This window comes from Vibrio sp. Y176 (assembly GCF_033438945.1).
Genome location: NZ_JAWOQS010001253.1, coordinates 1 through 506, shown reverse-complemented (window position 1 = coordinate 506; position 506 = coordinate 1). Strand labels below are relative to the sequence as shown.

The 506-nt window shown below is 39.1% G+C and carries 1 protein-coding gene and 1 pseudogene; both read left to right on the top strand.

What is annotated here, in order from left to right; genetic code table 11:
- Positions 1-253: pseudogene (locus R7O13_RS31255) on the top strand (hypothetical protein); the annotation flags it as partial.
- A 94-nt stretch (positions 254-347) separates the two neighbouring features.
- Positions 348-506 (top strand): prepilin-type N-terminal cleavage/methylation domain-containing protein (locus R7O13_RS31250; protein ID WP_318305778.1); only part of this gene is annotated, 159 nt, incomplete at its 3' end.

The following is a 506-nucleotide window of genomic DNA, read 5'->3' as shown; positions in this document are numbered from 1 at the left end:
AATATTACTTGTGGTTCAAGATGGTATTTTTGCTGTACATGGTTCAATGACATTCCCTGGTATGCTCTATCAACTTACGACTAATTCACTTACAGATTTAGATACACATTGGAACTTGTTCGAGGCCAAAGATCATTTTGGGGATGCGGCTAACTTTCCCACGCTTGCTCTAGATAAAGTCGTTTATCTGCAGCGTGGCTCATTTAGTTTTTCGGGGGGACAAGTGTTAGATAGTCCTGGTTATAGTGCTTAGTTTGTTAACTCTCTAAATTTTGCATACAACCGAGATAACATCGATGAGGTCGTGGATCCGATTATTAATTTACGCTGGAAAAAGGGCTCTTGGAATGATCTCTAAACAAAAAGGTTTTAACCTTCTTGAGGTTCTAATTTCTTTTTTGCTTATCGGTGTTGGGGCACTAGGTTTAACAAAGCTAAACGTGTATTTCGAACGTGAATCCGAATATGCCATAAAAAGTATTGAAGCACTGCGTCTAGCAGAGAAC